Consider the following 17,128-nt stretch of genomic DNA (forward strand, 5'->3'; position numbering starts at 1 on the left):
ATGCCCACCACAGCCACCCCGCAGCCCGGCGCCCCGGTCGACCCGTACCGGGCGTACAACTTCCGGCTGCTCATCAACGGCGTCACCAACGGCCACTTCACCGAGATGACCGGGCTGGAGGTGAACATCCCGGGGCAGCCGTACCGGGAGCACGGCCTGGGCCGGATGCGGATGGTGCCCGGCCAGGCCGAGTACGAGCCGGTGACGCTGCACTTCGGCCTCACCGCCTCCCGCGAGTTGTGGGACTGGGTGAACGCCACCGCACAGGGCACCCTCAACCGTCGCAACGTCTCCGTGGTGCTGCTCGACTCGGTGGGGACCGCCGAGGTGCTGCGGTGGAACCTGATCGACGCCTGGCCCACCCGGTGGCGGGGCGCGCACCTCAACACGCTCAGCCACGAGATCGCCATCGCGTCGTTGACCCTGCGCTACGAGGGCCTGGAGCTGGAGACCGGCGGTGCCACCGCGCCGGCACCCGCGTAGCTGGCTGGCCGGCCGGTTGCGCTCGGCGGCCGGGGCGGTGCAGCGCCTCGCCGGGCGGGTCGAGCCCGCCGTGCCCCTCCCGGCAAGCCCGCCGTCGGCCCCGCCCACGGCAGCACCGCGCCGCTTCGGGGAACCCCCGCAGCACTGGCTGGACCTGGTCAGCGCACACGCGCCCGGCCTGCTGCACGACCTGGACCTCGACATGTCGCCGGTCGGCTCCGACGACGCGACGGCCCGCGACGACCGGCCCGGCGATACGGGGTCGGTCGGTCGGCTCGGAGGTGGTGTTGCGGGCCCCGCCACGGGTGGCGCGGTCGACGGCAGCACCAGCGTGAGCGGGGCTGTCGCGGCTGGCCGGCGCGGTGGCGTGAGCGGGCTCGCAGGGCCGGACGGGTCGCGCTCACCGGGCGGGACCGGGCGGTCGGGTCGCACGCCAGCGCCAGGTGACGGACCGGCCGGCGAGGCCGGCTCACCCGGCAGAGGCGGTGCGTCGGCGTCCGGGCCCGACACGCCGGCTGGGCCATCGGCGCGACCGGGTGCGGGAGGCGATCCCGCACCGGTCCGCGGGTCTGGGCTGCCCCGGGCCGGCGAAACCGCTCAGCCTGTCCGCCCGCTGGTCCGCCCCGCGATCTCGGGTCCACCCGCCACACCCGGCAACGACCGCCAGCACCGAACCAACGGCCCCGAAACCACCCGACCCACGCCACGCCCGCCCGCCACCACCGGCGACCTCCTCGCGGACCGACTTTCGGTTGGTCACGACGGGTTTCGGGGCGACCGGGACCAATCGGGAGACGACCAGACCCGGAGCAGGGAGGCCCAACCAAGGTTCACCAGCGGCCAACCCGGGTTCGCCGACGACCACCCCCGGTTCGCGGGCGGTCGGGGTGACCCGGGCGCGACGCGCCCTTCGGGGCCGGACAGCGGGGCGACGCGGCGGGCACCGGCCGGGCCGGACCTGGACGCGGTCGACCGGGGGGCACCGTGGACCGGTTCGGCCGGTGCGACGGGGGCGGCGGACGCCGAGGGCACCACGGTCGACCGGCGCCGCGATCTGGGCCACGCCGCCAGCGACTGGCCCTGGCTGGCCCTCCCCGACGAACCGGCACGGCCCCGGCAACAGCCGCGGCGACCGGTCGGGCTGCGGGTCGACGAGGCGGAGACGGTCGGCGGCGGAGCGTGGGCCGGTGGTTGGGGACACGTCCCGACCGGCGGCCGGTCGACCAGCACCGGAACACCGTCGTCCACGGTCGAGGCGAGGGTCACCGACCCGTGGCCGGCGCTGCCCGACGACGCGACGCTCTGGGCCGTGCCGGGTGACGCATTGAACGATGCCCAGCTCAGCCGGTTGGATCGCGAACAGGCGGGCGGCTGATGGAACGCGTCGCCTTTCTCATCGACTCCTCCGGCGAACGGGTGGACTGCCTGCTCAACCCGGAGACCGTGCAGGTGACCCGGCTCGCCGGCGTACGCCATCGGGGTGCCTCCGGCGGGCAGCTCACCGGCTCCGGGCTGGCCGACGATCCGCTGGTCTTCACCGGCGGCGGCCGGACCGAGCTGGTGCTCGACCTGCTCTTCGACGTCGACTTCGTGGAGGCGCAGGTCCGTCCGGCCGACGTACGGGTGCTCACCCGTCCCCTCTGGATGCTGGCGGAGAACTCGACCGCCGAGCATGGCTGGCTGCGACCGCCGCTGGTCCGGTTGGTCTGGGGCAAGACCTGGAACGTGCCCGGCGTGATCATCGCCGTGGCGGAGCGGTTCGACGCGTTCACCGGCACCGGCTCACCTCGACGCTCCTGGCTGCGGCTGAAGCTGGTCCGGGCCGCCGAGACCGCCGACCAGGCGGAGGCCGGCTTCGCCGAGGAGTTGGCCGCGGCGAGCACCCCGACCGCCGCACCGGGCAGCGCGGTCATCGCCGCCGGCGACGGCGCGGCAGAGCCGGGCCGCTCCGGTGTGCGCTTCGACCTGCTGGCCAACGACGCTCTCGGCTCGCCGCTGCGCTGGCGCCTGCTGGCCGAACACAACCGGATCACCGATCCCCTCGCCGTGCCCGCCGGCACCACCCTCGCCGTCCCACCACCCGCCGGCACCCGAGCCGGCGGCGTCCCGGGCAGCGGTTCGACCTTCGCCGGCGCGGTGGCCGGGATGGCGCGGACGGTGGCCGGCGCGGTGAGCGCGGGCGCATCGTTCGTGGGCGCCTCGATCGCCGGCAGCACCGGGCCCGGCAATCCCGGACCAGGCAGCACCGGGCCCGGCAACCCCGGGGGTACGCCATGACCAGCGTCGCGCCCCGGGCGTTGATCGTCCTGCTCGACGGTGCAGAGCTGGCCGGTGCGGCCCGCCAGCGGGTTCGCTCGCTGCGGGTGGCAGCGCGACTCGACCAGCCCACGCAGGCAGAGCTGGTGCTCGCCACCACCGCCGGGACCGGCGCGCTCGACCCGGCGGTGCACCCCGGCACGACACTCGACGTACGGCTCGCCGACCATACCGAGGCCCTGTTCAGCGGGGAGGTCACCGCCGTGGAGGTCGAGTACGCCGCCGACGGGGCGGCGGTGCTGCGGCTGCGGGCGTACGACCCGCTGCATCGGCTGCGTAAGCGGCAGGGGTTGCGGGTCTTCACCTCGGTGACCGCCGCCGAGCTGGCCCGGGAGCTGTGCGGCGAGGTGGGGTTGGACGTGACCGCGGAGGTCGACGGACCACGGCTGGAACGGCTGCTGCAGCACCGGCACAGCGATCTGGAGCTGCTACGCGAGGTGGCCGGCCGGGCCGGGCTGCACCTGGCCGCCGACGGCAGCGGAATCCGGCTGATCACTCTGGCCGGGTACGGCGAGCCGGTCGCGCTGACCCTCGGCGCGGGCGTGCACACCCTGCGGCTGTCCACCAACGCCGACCAGGCCAGCGGTGCCAGCGCGGCGCTGGGCTGGCACCCGCAGCGGGCCGAGGTGATCAGCCAACAGGCTGACGAGGCGCGCTGCGGCCGACCCGCCGGCGACCGCCCGGACCCGGCCGACGTGGGTGCCGACGGGGTACGCACCGTCGTCGACCAGCCCGGCCGCAGCGACGACGAGTTGGCGGCGCTGGCCCAGGCGCGACTGGACACCCGCGCGGCCACGCTGGTCACCGCCGAGGGGGTGGCCGAGGGCGACCCGGCGCTACGGCCGGGCCGACGGGTCGACCTGAGCGGTGTGCCCGACCCGGTCGCCGGGGCGTACGTGCTGACCGAGGTGGTGCACACCGTGGACGGCAACGGGCATCTGACGCGGTTCTCCACGGTGCCGCCGGCCACCCCGGCGGCGCTGACCGGCGGCGCGGTGGTCACCCTCGGCACCGTCACCGACGTCGCCGACCCGGACGGGCTGGGCCGGGTCCGTCTGACCCTGCCGGCGTACGGGGACCTGGACGCCGGCTGGCTCGCCGTGCTCTGCCCCGGTGCCGGGCGCGGCAAGGGTCTGGTGGCGCTCCCCGATCCGGACGACACCGTGCTGGTGGTGCTGCCCGGTGGCGAGCCGGCCTCGGGCATCGTGCTCGGTTCGCTGTTCGGCGCTGTCGAGCCGTACGACGCGGGCATCGACGACGGGAAGGCGCGTCGCTGGACGCTGCGTACCGCCGGCGGGCAGTCGATCGTCGTCGACGACGTGCAACGCAGTCTGCGGCTCGCCACCGAGGGCGGCAGCTTTCTGGAACTGACCCCCGATCTGGCCACTCTGCACGCGGCGTCCGACCTGGTGATCTCCGCACCCGGCCGGGCCATGGTGGTGCGCGCCCGCAGCGTGGACTTCCTGCACGCGGAGTCGACCGAGGACTCGACGACTGCGGCGCGGCAGGCCCGTTCGCTCGCCCGCGCCCACCACGAAGGAGGCGGCTGATGCGCTGGATCCACCGTGACTCCGTGGTCACCTGCGATCACGACGGCCGGGTCGAGAACCGACCCTCGCGGCAGTGGGTGACCATCACCGGCGTGCCCGTGCTGGTGGACGACGACCCGGAGGGCCGCACGATCGTCGCCTGCCCGAACTACGGCCCGACCATCAAGCCGTGCACGACGACACTGACCGTCCGCGTCGGCTACAGCGACTGGATCCGCGTCGACGGACACAAGGTGGTGCTGTCGCACCTGGAGGGGTTCACGAACGGCACTCCGCCGGGGCTGGTCAAGCACACCGTGCGTGACCCACGTCAGCAGTTCCTGGGGTCGGACCGATGAGGGCCTTCCGCTTCGTCGGCGCCGGCTTCGACGCCGGCCGTACCGGCGGCCTGGCGCTCACCGCGGCCGGCGGCCTGGCGATGACCGAGGGCGACGAGAGCGTACGACAGGCGCTGTTTCTGCTCCTGTCGACCACGCCGGGCGAGCGGCTGATGCGACCCGGGTACGGGTCCCGGCTGCACCGGCTCGTCTTCGCGCCCAACGACGACACCACGGCTGGACTGGCCATCCACTACGTCCGGCAGGCCATCGCCCGCTGGGAGCCCCGGGTCGAGGTGATCGACGTGGACGCCGGACCGGACCCGGACGACGCGTGGCGGCTGGTGATCCGGCTGGACTACCGGGTGCGGGCCAGCCTGACGCCCGGGCAGCTGGTCTTCTCCGTGGACCTGCTCCCGGCCGACGAGCACGCGCAGGGAGGAGCGTCATGACACTGCCCGTGCCGCACCTGGACGACCGCGGGTTCCTCGACCTGGTCACCGAGGCCCGGGAACGGATCCGGCAGTCCTGCCCGGCCTGGACCGACCTGTCCGCGCACGACCCCGGCATGGCGCTGGTGGAGGCGTTCGCGCACCTGACCGAGGTGATGATCTACCGGCTGAACCAGTTGCCGGAGAAGGCGTACGTCTCGTTCCTGAACCTGCTCGGGATCGCCCGGCACGCACCCACCGCGGCCTGGGCGGACGTCCTGTTCACCCGCAGCGGCACCGACAGCGCCGCGGTGCGGATCCCGGCCGGTCTGCGGGTCGCGGCGGCCCGCGGCGCGGATCCCCGGCCGGTCGTGTTCGTCACCACCGAGCCGGCCCTGCTGCCCGCCGGCGAGGCGTCGGTGACGGTGCGGATGCACCACTGTGAACCGGTCGAGGCCGAGCTGCTCGGCATGGGCACCGGCCAGCCCGGTCAGGTGCTGCGGGCCGCCCACGCCCCGCTGGCGCACACCGCCGAACCGTTGGATCTGCTGCTCGGGGTGGAGGTTCCGGCCGGCACGGTCGAGTTGGGTGCGGCGGCCCGTGAGCACGACGGCCGCACGTTCGAGATCTGGCAGCCGGTGGACAGCTTCGCGGGCCTCGGCCCGCAGGCCAAGGCGTACCTGGTCGACCGCTGCTCGGGCACCGTCACCTTCGCCCCGGCCCTCGACCTGCGACCGCCGGACGGGACGGCCCCGGCCGCCTCCGGCGACGCCGAACCAGCCGCGGCAGGCCCCCTGACGGCGGTGACGGTGGCGGCGGTGCCGCCCGCCGGGCGGCAGGTCCGGCTCTGGTACCGGGCCGGCGGCGGGCCCACCGGCAACGTGGCCGCGGGCACGCTCACCAGCCTGCGCGACCCACTACCCGGGGTACGCGTCGACAACCCCGCGCCCGCGGCCGGCGGCCGGGAGATGGAGGCGCTGGAATCGGTGCTGCTGCGCGGTCCGTACGAGTTCTTCGCCCAGCAGCGGGCGGTCACCGCGCGCGACTTCGAGATGCTGGCGACCAGCTCCGGCGCGGTGGCACGGGCGCGGGCGTTCACCCGCGCCGCGGTGTACAGCTTCGCCCGGCCCGGGGAGGTCGAGGTGGTGCTGGTGCCGTACGTGCCACCGACGGCCCGCCCCGGTGGCCGGCTGCCGGTGGCGGTGCTGCGCGAGCACGAGGTGCCCGAGGCGCGACGTCGGGTGGAGGCGGACCTGGAGGAACGCCGCATGGTCGGCATCCGGTCCCGGGCGACCTGGGCCCGGTTCAAGGCGGTGTCGGTACGCGCCCGGGTGGTGGTCCGCCGGGAGGAGGACGTGGACGCGGTCCGGCGCCGGATCCACGACCGGCTGCACCAGACGTTGAGCCCGCTGCCGACCGCGCTCAACCCGACCGGCTGGCCGTTCGGCGAGCCACTGCGGGCGTCCAACGTGTATCGGTTGCTGGAGCACGCCGAGCCGGGTGTGCGTTACGTCGAGTCGGTCCGCTTCGTGGTCGACGAGGCACCCGACGCCGAGGTACGCGCGCTCGCCGTCGACCAGTACCAGCCCCGCACCTGGTACGCCGGGCGCGGCCCGGTGCTGTTCCGCTCCAGCAACGGCGGTGCGGGTTGGGAGCCGGCCGGCCGTTTCGACGGCGAGACGGTGCTGCGGGTGGCGCCCGCGCCCGCTCCGGTGCGGCCGGGCATCGTCGCACGTCCCGGCTCGGTGGCGGTGGTGACGCTGCGCGCCTCCGGCGGCTCCCGGGTGCACCTGAGCACCGACCTGGGCGAGACGTGGTCGCTGCTGACCGACCTGGATTCGCGGATCTCCGACGTCGCTTGGCTGGACCGCGACGGCGCGGGCGCGCTGCTGGTGGCCACCGACACCGGCCTGTACGAGGTGTCGCTGCTGCCCGGGGCGGTGCCGCTGCAGATCCTGGTCGACCCGTCCGACGCCGACCGGGGGTTCTACGCGGTGCGCGCGTTCGTCTCCGAGCGGGGCGCGCCGGGTGTGGCGGTGGCCGCACAGGCCAGCTTCGGGGTGTACCTGTCGACCGCTGGCGGTCGGCCCGGCAGCTTCACCCACGTCGGTCTCTCCAACGTGGACAACCGGGTCCTCGCCGTGCAGTACGACGGCCCTGCCACCCTGCTGTGGAGTGGCGCGGGTGAGCCGGACCCGAAGAAGCCCGGCCAGGGCTGCCACCGCACCAGGCTGTTCGAATCCGACGTGAAATGGCAGTCGGTGCAGGCCGGCTGGATCGGCGGCACCTGCCGGGATCTCGCGTTCGCCGGGCCGCAGGCGGTGGCGGCCACGCAGAGCGGCGGGGTGTTGCGGCTGGACACCTTGGCCGCCCAGCCACAGTGGCAATCGGTGTCGGTCAACTGCGGTCTGCCGCTGCGTGACCGGACCCGGTTCGTGCCGGTCGACGCCATCGCCGTGAGCGGGGGCTCGGGCTCGGCCGGTCACGCGACCGGCGGCTCCGGCGGGGCCGGCGCGGAGCGGTTGATCCTGGCCGGCGGTGAGCGCGGTGTGCACCGCAGCGCCAACGCCGTCGACTGGACACCCAGCGCCAACCAGGCCACCGCCGACGTGGTGACCGTCCCGGATACCTGGCTGCTCTGCTCCGGCGAGCACGACATCGAGGTGGTGCGCCAGGATGCGACGTTCGGCGATTGAACGGCTGCTGCCCGCCGCCTACCAGCGGGCCTGTGTGCCCGGCAGCGTGCTCTGGGCGCTGCTCGACGTGATGGAAGGGCTGCACGCCCCCGACGAGGCGATCCTCGCCGAGGTCGATGCGCTGTTCGACCCGTACCGGGCGCCGGACGGGCTGGTCGTGCAGTTGACCCGCTGGGTGGCGATGGACCACGTGGTGGCCTCGCCCCGACCGGACGCCCCGCTGCCGCTGCCGGTGGGCCGGCTGCGCGACCTGGTCGCCAACGCCGCGCTGTTGGCCCGGTGGCGGGGCACCCCGTACGGGATGCGCAGAGCCCTGGAGCTGGCCACCGGGCTGCCCGGCTTCGCGATCGACGAGCCCGCCGAGCAGCCCTTCCACGTCGTGGTGCGGGTGCCGGCTGCCGCCGCCGGCCAGCTCTCCGTGATCACCCGCATCGTCGAGGCGGAGAAACCCGCCTCGACCACCGTCGAGATCGTCCTGGAAGAGGAGTCGTCATGACCACCGAGTGGGCGGTCGTCGCCGCCGCCGAGCAGTTCACCCTCGACCCGCGCAACAGCGGCGAGCTGACCTTCACCGTCTCCAACCCGGGAAACGCACCGGACACGGTGGTGTTCGACGTGGCACCCGGCGACGGCTCCCAGCGGGCCTGGTTCACCGTCGCCGAGCCGCAGCGGGTGGTACCCGGCCAGGGTTCGGTGTCTTTCCTGGTCAAACTCGCCGTGCCGGCGGGCACCCCGCCTCGGCGCTACGACATGACCGGGTTCGCGTACTCGGCGAACACGGCGCCGGAGGAGAGCTCCCGTTCCAGCGGCCGGGTGACGTACGAGGTGCGGGCGGTCGCGCCGCCACGGCGTACCCCGTGGTTGTGGATCGCCGCCGCGGCGGCGTTGGTGCTGGTGGTGGTGACCGTGGGGGTGGTGCTGCTGACCCGCGACGACACGCCGGCCCCCGGCGAGCCCCGCGTGGTCACCGTCGAGGCGGAGAGCCTGGTGGAGGCCGCAGCCGTGGAGTCGCCGCGCAAGAGCGGCGCGGTCGTGGTGGCGCAGCCCAACTGCTGCGGGGTGACCTGGTCCGGCGACAAGCAGTTGTTCTTCCAGGGGCTGGCCATCGGTGACCAGGTCACCGTGACGGTGCAGATCCCGGCCGACGGCACGTGGCGGTTCGCCGCCGTTCGCACGATGTCGTTCGACTACGCCAACACGGTCTTCACCATCGACGGCGCCCAGGTCGGCGGGGCGTTCCTCGGTTTCAGCCAGACGGTGAGGAAGACCGAATTCCTGGACGTGGGCACGGTCCGGCTGACCAAGGGCCCGCACCGGGTCACCCTGGCGGTGGTGGGCAAGACGCAGGGCACCAACCGCTACTTCGCGGGCGTCGACGAGATCCGGTTCACCGAGATCGTGGCGCAGGCCGTGGCGCGATGAGTGGCAAGCAGAAGGCGCTGCTCGGGCTGCTCGCCGTCCTGCTGGTGGGGCTGTTCGTGATCGCGGTCGGCGCGGGCCGGGACGACCCGGGTGATCCGGGCGCCCGGCACGGGCTCGTCGACCGGCTGGGTGCGCTGGGGGGCGAGCGTTCCGCGGTGGACCCGGCGACGGTCAGCGCCGACTGTGCCGATGAGGCCGGCCGGTTGGTGTTCGCCGGCAGCTGCGTGGTGCGGGTCGCCGACCCGGGCGGGCTGCGCACCCTGGTACTGCGCAGCGCGGCGCGGTTCACGGTCGTCGCGTCGGCGCCCGGCGACGCCGACCTCACCATCCGCGACGAGGTCGAGCCGGCGTCCGACGGCACCGGCGTGGTGGCGAAGGTCGCCGTCGACCAGGCCACCGAGGTGGGCCTGACCTGCCCCGGCCTGGGCAGCTGCACAGTCCTCGTGGCCACGTCCTGACCCGATCGTCGTGGCCACGTTCTGACACCCGATCGTCGTGGCCGCGTCCTGAGCTGAGAGAAAGGTGCTGCCGTGGGTGACCTGCGTAAGCCGTTCCTGCTGCTGGCCATGCTCGCGATCGTCCTGGCGATCGGGGTGGAGCTGGGTGCCGGGCTGCTGCTGGGCGGCGCCGACGCCGGCGCGGCGCTGGCCGACAGCGCGGGCGCGCTGGACGTGGAACTCGACGACGCGTCCGGGGTCAGCGAGCCGTCCGGCCGGGGCACCGGCTACCTGGCGTTGATCGACGCGGTGGCGGTCTGGAGCACCGGGCTGTTCTGTTTGGGCCTGCTGCTGCCCGAACGCGTCCAGGGTCGCGTACAGGGCGTGGCCAGCTTGATCTTCTCGATCATCCTGATCATCGTCGGGCTGGTCGCGCTGATCATCGCGTTCGTGGAACTGATGATCATGGTGTCGCTGTTCCTGGCCATCCCGTTCGGCACGCTGGCGTACCTGGCGCTGTGGGGGTTCTTCCCGGTCGGCGAGGCGGCGGTGCTGCTCGGGCTGGTGCTGCTGCTCAAGCTGGTGTGGGCCGGGCTGCTGGTGCTGGCCCAGCCGCGTTTCCTGCAGAACAAGGGCCTCGTCCTGCTGATCCTCACCACCCTGCTCTGCACGATCGTGTTGGAGTTCCTGCACAACCTGGTGCCGGTGATCCTGGTCAGCATCGTCGACGACGTGGCGGCGCTGATCTTCGCGGTGATCGCGATCATCTGGGGGCTGGTGCTGCTGATCGGGTCGATCCCGGCGATCGTCAAGGCCGTCCGGGTCACCGCAGCCCTGCCGGCCCGAGCCGGAGCGCCCTCATCCCGGTGATCATGAAGTTGTTGCCATCCCGCCCGGCGTGTCGTGGCAACAACCTCATGATCGCCGCACGGGTCGCCGGCTCACTCCACCTTGGTCAGGAGGGGTTTGCCCTTTTCTACTACGTAGGTGGCTAGCTCTACCGCTATTCCGTTGCCTACGTTGCGGGCCTGGTGGTGGACGCCGTAGGGCACCGTCAACGCGTCACCGACGTTGCACACCACCGGCGGCAGACCCTCGAGTGTGTATTCCAGGGTTCCCTGCAGAACACAGATGATCTCTTCGCCGGGGTGGAAGTGCTTGAACGGCGGCGAGTCCGGCGTGAATTCGACACGACTCTGGATGACCTCGCGTCCGGGAATGCTGAGATCGTGTTTCTGCAGATCGACACGCCACAGTCCCGGCGCTCCCTCGACCGCTGCCGGACTGATGCCCTCGGGTCGATCTCTCCCGCTCACCACGGCCTCCTACGAGTCGCCGCGCAGACGGCGCCCACTCCCGTTGAGATATCCGCTCGAGGATATGGGGCCGCAGACCCACCCGGGGCAGAGATGACCGACAAGGCAGCCCACGATGCGGCGACGCACGTCGTGGGCTGCCCAGCCCTACGTCACGCAGTGGCACCGTCCGGCCGCCCGACGTGGGCACCGGCTGCGAGGGCAGCGGCGGTAGCGGTGTCCAGGGCGCCGTCGGCGACGACCACCGCGTGCCGGCCCCGCCGCTCGCTGCCGGCTGCGATGGTGACCGGCCGCTCGAACGCGAACGCCACCCCCACGCCCGGATACATCGCGGTCCGCGTGAACCACCGGTCGCCGTCGCCGAGACCACTGAAGACCAGGGTGTACGTCCGCCCGTCCGGCCCGGTGCCGGCCAGGGCGACCCATGGTTCGGCGGAACCGTTGACCGCCTCCTCCCCCGTCGCCGAGGCGCTGAACACCGACGCGGGCGCGGCCGACACCGCCCGCCAGAAGAACCCGCCGTAGCCGGCGCCGTCCGGACGGCCGTTGGTGGCCGGGCTACCCAGCCGCACGTCCTGCCCGTCCGGGGCGCGCAGCGTGTAGTCCACGTCCAGCCGCCAGGCCGACACGTTCCCGGTCACCGGGACGGCGGTGAGCTGGCGATCCTCGGTGAGCAGCACCGCCGCGTGCGGGTCGCGCCACTCGAGCCGGTGAGCCAGCCGGTCGGCGGACCGCTCCGACCAGCCCGTGTGCGCGATCCGCCCGTGATCGTCGCGCCAGGTGTAGCCGACGTCGCGGACGTAGGTGCGCCCACCCCAGAGGTTGCTGCCGTTGACGTCCTGCACCGCGAGGGAGACGCCGAGGTGCCACACGTGGTCGGCGGGCAACGCGTCGGTGACCACCGTGCCGCCCAGCGTGCGTACCGGGTGCAGGTAGGGCCGCGGCCCGTGCCGCGCGTCCAGCGCAGGGTCGACCACGTACCGCGCCACCTCCGTCCCGTCGACCACCAGCCGCGCCGACTCCTGCTCGGTGTTCATGACAGCTCCGAGTGGGCGGAGACCGGCCGGCGGCCGGCAGGGCTGACGGGGACCGGCCGGCGGCCGGCAGGACTGGCGGAGACCGGCCAGCGGCCGGCAGGACTGGCGGAGACCGGCCAGCGGCCGGTGACGGCGTGCAGGGCGGCCACGGTGTAGCCGGCGAGGATGGGCACCGCGACCGGGGTGACCAGCACGGCGAGCAGTCCGGCCAGCGCGGTGACCCCGGTGAGCGCGGCCCAGCGGGCGGGCGCGTCGAGGCAGGCGCGGGCGGCGCAACGGGCCGCCGCCCGCCACCGCCCGCCCCCGTTGCCGCCCACCTCGACGACGACCAGCCCCGCGTACCCGATCAGGCCGGCCACGATCAGTGCGGTCACCAGCAGCGCCGGCGGGCCGCCCGGCACCCGACCGGTGGCCAGCGCCGCGAGGTCGGCGGCGAGCAGCCCGGCCACGGTGAGCGCCAGCAGGCTGACCGGCACGCCGGGCAGCACCGAGCGGCCGAACCGGCGCAGGGTGGCCCCCGCCGACGGCCAACTGCCGGTACGCGTCCAGTCGTGCACCGCCGCGCTGGCCGTGCCGGCCGCCGCCGCCGCGGTGAGCAGGGGTGCTGCCGCCAGCGTCAGCAGAATGCCGAGCAGCGCCAGGTCGGCGGCGTCGCGGGCGACGTCGCGCCAGTCCCGCCTCCCGCCGGTGTCCGTCGGCTCAACCCTTGATGCCACTGGTGTTGATCCCTTCGACGAGCATCCGCTGGAACGCGACGAAGAACAGGAAGACCGGCAGCAGCGACAGCACCGACATGGCGAACATCGGCCCGACCGCGCTCTGGCTGGTCGAGTCGATGAACAGGGTCAACGCGACCGGGACGGTGTAGTCCTCCAGTTGGGACAGGAAGACCAGCTGGCGGAAGAAGTCGTTCCAGGTCCAGATGAACGAGAAGATCGCGGTGGTGACCAGCGCGGGGCGACTCAGCGGCAGGATGACGTGCCGGAAGATTCCGTACGGGCCGGCGCCGTCGATCCGGGCCGCCTCGTCCAGTTCGCGGGGGACGCCCCGCATGAACTGCACCATCAGGAAGACGAAGAACGCCTCGGTGGCCAGGAACTGCGGGATGAGCAGCGGCAGGTACGGCCATTCGCCGCCGACCAGGCCCAGCGTCCGGAACAGGATGTACTGCGGCACGATCAGCACGTGTTGGGGCAGCAGCAGCGTGCCGATCATGACGGCGAACCACATCCCGCGCATCCGGAACCGCAGCCGGGCGAAGGCGTATGCGGCCAGCAGGCAGGAGAGGCCGTTGCCGACCACGGTGAGCAGGCTGACCATGGCGCTGTTGAGGAAGAACCGGCCGAAGCTGACGTCGAAGTTGGACCACCCGGCGGTGTAGTTGCCCGGGGTGAACCGCTCGGGCAGCAGCCCGACGTTGTTGACGATCTCCTCCTGGGACTTCACCGAGGTGCCCACCATCCAGATCAGCGGGTAGAGCACCACGGCGACGATCGCCACCAGGATCAGCAGTCGCAGCACCGGCCGTCCGCCCGGCCGGCGGCGCGCGTTCGGCGGCGCTGCGGTCGGCGCGTCGGCCGTCGGGGTCACCGCCACCATCACCGGTCCTCCCCGTCGGAGTAGTGCACCCAGAACCGCCCGGTGCTGAAGAAGATCGCGGTGATGACCGCGATGGCGAGCAGGAACACCCAGGCCATCGCCGAGGCGTAGCCCATGTCGAGGTCGGTGAAGCCGGTGATGTAGAGGTTCAGCGTGTACATCAACGTGGAGTCGACCGGGCCGCCGGTGCCGTTGCTGAGCACGAACGCGGCGGTGAAGCCCTGGAAGCCGTTGATGGTCTCCAGCACCAGGTTGAAGAAGATGACCGGGGAGAGCATCGGCAGGGTGACGTTGCGGAACTGGCGGAACCGCCCGGCCCCGTCGACCGACGCGGCCTCGTACAGCTCGGTGGGCACCTGCTTGAGCCCGGCCAGGAAGATCACCATCGGCGCGCCGAACTGCCAGATGGCCAGCACCATCAGCGTCTCCAGGGCCCAGTCGGGGTCGTTGACCCACGGTTTGCCGGTGATGCCGAAGAGGCTCAGCAGCGAGTTGAACGCGCCGTCGCGGTTGAACATGTTGACCCAGACGATGGCCAGCGCGACGCTGCCGCCGAGCAGGGACGGCAGGTAGAACAACCCGCGGAACAGCCCGACGCCGCGCCAGGCCCGGTTGAGCAGCAGCGCCACGCCGAGCGCCGCCGCCAACTTCAGGGGTACGGCGATCAGCGCGAAGGTCAGGGTCACCCGCACCGCGTGCCAGTACGACGGGTCGGCGGTGAACATCCGTTCGTAGTTGGCCAGCCCCACCCACTCCACCTCGGAGAAGGGGGTGAGGATGTCGTAGTTGGTGAAGCTCAGGTAGAGCGACAGCAACATGGGGACCGCCGTGACACCCATCAGGCCGATGAGCCACGGCGACAGGAAGACGTACCCCGCCAGACCTTCGCTGTGCCGGAAGCGTCCGGGCCCACGCCTCTCGGCGTGGGCCCGGCTGTCTCCGGGACCGCTTCGGGTCGGGTCGGGCGCCGTGGTCAACGCCACGAACGACTCCTCTCCTCGCCTGGTGGGGCGGTCAGGCGATGGCGGACTTGCACGCCTCGATGAACTGGGTGGCGGCCTCGGCAGAGGTGGCCCGGCCGTACTGCGCGTTCTCGGCGGCCTTGATCAACTCGGATCGCACCTTGCTGTGTCCCTTGATCGGCACCTGCGGCGACTTGCCGAACTTCTGGGTCAGCTCGGCCTCGACGGCGATCGACTGCTTCATGGCCGGGTCGGTGGTGTCGTCGCTGACCACCCGGCGCAGGTCCTGGTTGGACGGCAGGCCACGGTCGGTGCCGAGCAGCTTGACCGCCGCCAGGTCGTTGTTCAGGAAGTTGATCACGTCGACCGCGACGTCCTTGTTCTTGCTGCCCTTGAACACCGACCAGTACATCGAGGCCCGGGCCCACTGCGCGCTGGGATCACCGGGGTAGGCGATCACGCCCAGCTCGTCCTTGGTGTTCTTCTTCAGGTCCGGCATCTGGTTGGCCCAGACCCAGGAGGTCGCCGACTTACCGGTGACCACCAACTGCTTGGTGATGTCGCTGGAGTTGCCCTCGTGGATGACGTCGGCGGTCGGCGTGGCCTTGCGGTCCCGGGCGCCCTTCCACAGGTCGAACCACTTGGTCACGTCCTCGGCGGTGAAGCCCAGTTCCTTGCCCTTGTAGAGGTCCTTGCCCTGCTGGCGCAGCCAGACCCAGAACGCCTTGTAGTCGGCGCTCGGGTCCTGGGTGCCGGGCACCTTCGTCTTGGCGGTGACCTGCTCGGCCCAGGCGATGTGCTGCTCCCAGGTCATCCCGGTGGTCGGCTCGGGCAGGTTGTGCTTGGCCAGCAGCGTCTTGTTGTAGACCAGACCCTGGGTGTTCTCCCCGGCGGCCAGACCGGCGAGCTTGCCGTCGACCACGCCGTACTGCCAGAGACTCTCGGGGAACTTGGAGGTGTCCAGCTTGCCGGACTTCTGGTAGGAGGTCAGGTCGAGCGTGGTGCTGCGGGCCGCGTACTCGGCCAGGTAGTTGTCGTCGATCTGGAACAGGTCCGGCGGGTTGCCGCCGGCGGTGAGCGTGGCCAGCTTGTCGAAGTAGCCCTGGTTGGCCTGCCAGGTCTTCTCGAAGGTCACATTCGGGTGCTTGCTGGTGTAGAGGGCCAGCGCGTCCTCGGTCAGCTTGGCCCGGGCGTCGCCACCCCACCAGAAGATGGAGAGCTTGACCGGGGCGTTCGGGTCGGCGGCACCGCCGTCGTCGTCTCCGCAGGCGGCGGCCCCGAACATCAACGGCGCGGCGACCGTTACGGCGAGCAGGCCGCGCAACAGGCGCCGCCGAGGCAGCGGGGTACGGTGATTGCGCCCGACAGGCGCGTTGGTGGTGGGGGACGTTGCGGGGTGCATGTGCGCTCACTCCTCGGCATTAGGAGGCGACGGCGTCACCGGTGACCGCGGTCGGGATGCCCGGGCCCGCAGGGCAATGCGGGTCCGGGCCTTGCGGTGCGGCCAGGGGACGTGCCGGTCGGGCGTGCGGGCCCGGACCGGTCGAGTCGCGGATGACCAGGTCGGTCTGGAGCATTACCTGTGCGGTCGTACGACGGACGCCGAGCGCCGTGCCGGCACCGGGCCCCCGCGCGCCGCGCGGTGACTCGATGTCCTGTTGCAGCAGCATGTCGACGGCCGTCCGGCCGGCGGCCCCGGTGGGTGTGGCCACCGTCGTCAGTTTGGGGCGGGTGAGCCGGCTCAGGGTGATGTCGTCGACCCCGACGACGCTCACCTCTTGCGGCACCCGGACCCCGAGCGAGTGCAGCCCCTCGATGAGGCCGATCGCCATCAGGTCGTTGTAGGCGAGCACGGCCGACACACCGCTGCGCCGCACCTGCTCGGCGATGGCGGCGCCACCGGTCTCGGTCGGCGCGTTCGGGCCGAGCAAAGTCAGCTCAGCCCCGCCGGCTCGGGCGGCCGTGCCGGCGGCTCGGCGCATCTCCCGGTTGGTCCACGAGCTGCGCGGGCCGCCGAGCAGGGCGATGCTGCGGTGGCCCAGGCCGATCAGGTGCTCGATCGCCGCCCGGGCGCCCTGCCCGACGTCCATCAGCACGCAGGGCAGGCCGGTCACCTGACGGTTCACCACCACCAGAGGCACCTCACGGCTGAGTTGCTCAATCAGGCTGTTGCTCATCCGTGGGCTGCACAGCAACACCCCGTCCACCTGCTTGGCCAGCGCGTGGACCAGCTCCTCCTCGGCGGTGGGGTCCTCGTTGGTGTCGGCCACGAAGACGTGGTAGTCGCGGTGTCGGGCCTGACTCTCCGCCGCCTTGATCAGCGGCGGGAAGAACGGGTTCGCGATGTCCGCGATGATCAGCCCGATGTTGTGCGTACGCCCGGTGATCAGGGCCCGCGCTGCCCGGTTCGGTCGGTAGCCCAGATCCTCCGCGCAGGCGAGCACCCGGACCCGGGTCTCCGGGTTGACCAGGTGCGGAGCGGAGAAGGTGCGGGAGACGGTGGAGATGTGCACACCGGACGCCCGGGCGACGTCCCGGATGGTGACTGGCACGGCGGCCCCT

Annotated in this window: 18 protein-coding genes; 11 read left to right on the forward strand and 7 right to left on the reverse strand. The window is 72.5% G+C overall.

The window, feature by feature from the left end:
• From HNR20_RS00175 to HNR20_RS00225, 11 genes are all read left to right on the forward strand, one after another.
• On the forward strand, positions 1–483 hold the full coding sequence (locus HNR20_RS00175) for a phage tail protein (RefSeq protein ID WP_179779319.1): 483 nt from the start codon (positions 1–3) through the stop codon (positions 481–483).
• Positions 458–1,858 (forward strand): hypothetical protein, encoded by a 1,401-nt coding sequence (locus HNR20_RS00180; RefSeq protein ID WP_184175223.1) that lies wholly within the window; start codon positions 458–460, stop codon positions 1,856–1,858. The genes HNR20_RS00175 and HNR20_RS00180 overlap by 26 nt, the downstream gene beginning before the upstream one ends.
• Positions 1,858–2,760, forward strand: a complete 903-nt coding sequence (locus tag HNR20_RS00185) for a CIS tube protein (protein ID WP_184175225.1) — start codon at positions 1,858–1,860, stop codon at positions 2,758–2,760. The genes HNR20_RS00180 and HNR20_RS00185 overlap by 1 nt, the downstream gene beginning before the upstream one ends.
• Entirely contained in the window at positions 2,757–4,349 is a 1,593-nt protein-coding gene (locus tag HNR20_RS00190) for a contractile injection system protein, VgrG/Pvc8 family (protein WP_184175227.1), read from the forward strand. The genes HNR20_RS00185 and HNR20_RS00190 overlap by 4 nt, the downstream gene beginning before the upstream one ends.
• Positions 4,349–4,687, forward strand: a complete 339-nt coding sequence (locus HNR20_RS00195) for a hypothetical protein (RefSeq protein ID WP_184175229.1) — start codon at positions 4,349–4,351, stop codon at positions 4,685–4,687. Before HNR20_RS00190 ends, HNR20_RS00195 begins: the two co-directional genes overlap by 1 nt.
• Entirely contained in the window at positions 4,684–5,118 is a 435-nt protein-coding gene (locus HNR20_RS00200) for a GPW/gp25 family protein (protein ID WP_184175231.1), read from the forward strand. Before HNR20_RS00195 ends, HNR20_RS00200 begins: the two co-directional genes overlap by 4 nt.
• The gene (locus HNR20_RS00205) at positions 5,115–7,793 is read left to right on the forward strand and encodes a putative baseplate assembly protein (protein WP_184175233.1); all 2,679 of its coding nucleotides are present in this window, start codon (positions 5,115–5,117) and stop codon (positions 7,791–7,793) included. Before HNR20_RS00200 ends, HNR20_RS00205 begins: the two co-directional genes overlap by 4 nt.
• Entirely contained in the window at positions 7,774–8,289 is a 516-nt protein-coding gene (locus HNR20_RS00210) for a phage tail protein (RefSeq protein WP_184175235.1), read from the forward strand. Before HNR20_RS00205 ends, HNR20_RS00210 begins: the two co-directional genes overlap by 20 nt.
• Positions 8,286–9,215 (forward strand): carbohydrate-binding protein, encoded by a 930-nt coding sequence (locus HNR20_RS00215; RefSeq protein ID WP_184175237.1) that lies wholly within the window; start codon positions 8,286–8,288, stop codon positions 9,213–9,215. Before HNR20_RS00210 ends, HNR20_RS00215 begins: the two co-directional genes overlap by 4 nt.
• Positions 9,212–9,673 (forward strand): hypothetical protein, encoded by a 462-nt coding sequence (locus HNR20_RS00220; protein ID WP_184175239.1) that lies wholly within the window; start codon positions 9,212–9,214, stop codon positions 9,671–9,673. The genes HNR20_RS00215 and HNR20_RS00220 overlap by 4 nt, the downstream gene beginning before the upstream one ends.
• 72 nt (positions 9,674–9,745) lie before the next feature.
• Positions 9,746–10,522 (forward strand): hypothetical protein, encoded by a 777-nt coding sequence (locus HNR20_RS00225; protein WP_184175241.1) that lies wholly within the window; start codon positions 9,746–9,748, stop codon positions 10,520–10,522.
• A gap of 71 nt (positions 10,523–10,593) precedes the next feature.
• On the opposite strand, the gene HNR20_RS00230 is transcribed toward HNR20_RS00225, so the two are convergent.
• From HNR20_RS00230 to HNR20_RS00260, 7 genes are all read right to left on the reverse strand, one after another.
• Positions 10,594–10,968, reverse strand: a complete 375-nt coding sequence (locus HNR20_RS00230; RefSeq protein ID WP_184175243.1) for a cupin domain-containing protein — start codon at positions 10,966–10,968, stop codon at positions 10,594–10,596.
• 152 nt (positions 10,969–11,120) lie between these two features.
• Positions 11,121–12,005 carry a DUF6807 domain-containing protein gene (locus HNR20_RS00235; protein WP_184175245.1) on the reverse strand — a complete coding sequence of 295 codons (885 nt, stop codon included), beginning with the start codon at positions 12,003–12,005 and terminating at the stop codon, positions 11,121–11,123.
• Positions 12,002–12,721 carry a hypothetical protein gene (locus tag HNR20_RS00240; RefSeq protein WP_184175247.1) on the reverse strand — a complete coding sequence of 240 codons (720 nt, stop codon included), beginning with the start codon at positions 12,719–12,721 and terminating at the stop codon, positions 12,002–12,004. Before HNR20_RS00240 ends, HNR20_RS00235 begins: the two co-directional genes overlap by 4 nt.
• Positions 12,705–13,604, reverse strand: a complete 900-nt coding sequence (locus HNR20_RS00245) for a carbohydrate ABC transporter permease (RefSeq protein WP_229687406.1) — start codon at positions 13,602–13,604, stop codon at positions 12,705–12,707. Before HNR20_RS00245 ends, HNR20_RS00240 begins: the two co-directional genes overlap by 17 nt.
• Positions 13,604–14,587, reverse strand: a complete 984-nt coding sequence (locus HNR20_RS00250; RefSeq protein ID WP_184175249.1) for a carbohydrate ABC transporter permease — start codon at positions 14,585–14,587, stop codon at positions 13,604–13,606. Before HNR20_RS00250 ends, HNR20_RS00245 begins: the two co-directional genes overlap by 1 nt.
• Before the next feature lie 31 nt (positions 14,588–14,618).
• The gene (locus HNR20_RS00255; RefSeq protein ID WP_184175251.1) at positions 14,619–15,968 is read right to left on the reverse strand and encodes an ABC transporter substrate-binding protein; all 1,350 of its coding nucleotides are present in this window, start codon (positions 15,966–15,968) and stop codon (positions 14,619–14,621) included.
• Positions 15,969–15,987: 19 nt separating this feature from the next.
• Positions 15,988–17,118, reverse strand: coding sequence for a LacI family DNA-binding transcriptional regulator (locus tag HNR20_RS00260; RefSeq protein ID WP_184175253.1), 1,131 nt, complete (start codon positions 17,116–17,118; stop codon positions 15,988–15,990).
• Positions 17,119–17,128 lie beyond the last annotated feature (10 nt).

The organism is Micromonospora parathelypteridis, assembly GCF_014201145.1.
In the GTDB taxonomy this organism is placed as follows: domain Bacteria; phylum Actinomycetota; class Actinomycetes; order Mycobacteriales; family Micromonosporaceae; genus Micromonospora; species Micromonospora parathelypteridis.

Excerpts from the sequence above, each read along its gene's own strand:
- HNR20_RS00210 (WP_184175235.1), top strand. The coding sequence starts at position 7,774 with ATGCGACGTTCGGCGATTGAACGGCTGCTGCCCGCCGCCTACCAGCGG.
- HNR20_RS00235 (WP_184175245.1), bottom strand. The coding sequence starts at position 12,005 with ATGAACACCGAGCAGGAGTCGGCGCGGCTGGTGGTCGACGGGACGGAG.
- HNR20_RS00215 (WP_184175237.1), top strand. The coding sequence starts at position 8,286 with ATGACCACCGAGTGGGCGGTCGTCGCCGCCGCCGAGCAGTTCACCCTC.
- HNR20_RS00255 (WP_184175251.1), bottom strand. The coding sequence starts at position 15,968 with ATGCACCCCGCAACGTCCCCCACCACCAACGCGCCTGTCGGGCGCAAT.
- HNR20_RS00205 (WP_184175233.1), top strand. The coding sequence starts at position 5,115 with ATGACACTGCCCGTGCCGCACCTGGACGACCGCGGGTTCCTCGACCTG.
- HNR20_RS00175 (WP_179779319.1), top strand. The coding sequence starts at position 1 with ATGCCCACCACAGCCACCCCGCAGCCCGGCGCCCCGGTCGACCCGTAC.
- HNR20_RS00195 (WP_184175229.1), top strand. The coding sequence starts at position 4,349 with ATGCGCTGGATCCACCGTGACTCCGTGGTCACCTGCGATCACGACGGC.
- HNR20_RS00190 (WP_184175227.1), top strand. The coding sequence starts at position 2,757 with ATGACCAGCGTCGCGCCCCGGGCGTTGATCGTCCTGCTCGACGGTGCA.
- HNR20_RS00200 (WP_184175231.1), top strand. The coding sequence starts at position 4,684 with ATGAGGGCCTTCCGCTTCGTCGGCGCCGGCTTCGACGCCGGCCGTACC.
- HNR20_RS00185 (WP_184175225.1), top strand. The coding sequence starts at position 1,858 with ATGGAACGCGTCGCCTTTCTCATCGACTCCTCCGGCGAACGGGTGGAC.
- HNR20_RS00220 (WP_184175239.1), top strand. The coding sequence starts at position 9,212 with ATGAGTGGCAAGCAGAAGGCGCTGCTCGGGCTGCTCGCCGTCCTGCTG.
- HNR20_RS00245 (WP_229687406.1), bottom strand. The coding sequence starts at position 13,604 with ATGGTGGCGGTGACCCCGACGGCCGACGCGCCGACCGCAGCGCCGCCG.